The sequence below is a fragment of the Mesorhizobium sp. WSM4976 genome (assembly GCF_029625685.1).
In the GTDB taxonomy this organism is placed as follows: Bacteria; Pseudomonadota; Alphaproteobacteria; order Rhizobiales; family Rhizobiaceae; genus Mesorhizobium.
The window spans coordinates 1-326 of sequence record NZ_JARTVT010000122.1 but is presented as its reverse complement, the minus strand read 5'-3'; the positions used below and the strand labels follow the sequence as shown (position 1 = coordinate 326).

The window sequence follows — 326 nt, the reverse complement described above, 5'->3', positions numbered from 1 at the left end:
ATCTGGCTCAAAGGCAATCACGTCGACGAGCACGTCAAGACCGAAAGGCAGGGCAAGGCGCTCGGCCCGGAAGTCACCACCTACAGCTACACCGCAACCTTCGCCGTCGCATTTGCGTGGAATGGTCCAGCAACAGCCATTCCGCGCATTTGGGCGGATGACAAGCTAATTTTCGATGTCTCCTATGAGGCATTGACAAACGCCATCGCCAACGGCGGCAAAGGCATCGGGGTCGCCAAGGGCGCCTCGATCACGCTTCATCTCGGCACCGATGATCAAAAGCCTGATCCAGACATCGAGGCCGACCGCGGTGCCGGCCAGGTTCC

1 protein-coding gene is annotated in these 326 nt (G+C 59.5%); it reads left to right on the top strand.

Translation table 11 applies throughout. From position 1 onward, the window contains the following. Positions 1–326 (top strand): hypothetical protein (locus tag P9272_RS35990; RefSeq protein WP_278164977.1); only part of this gene is annotated, 326 nt, incomplete at both ends.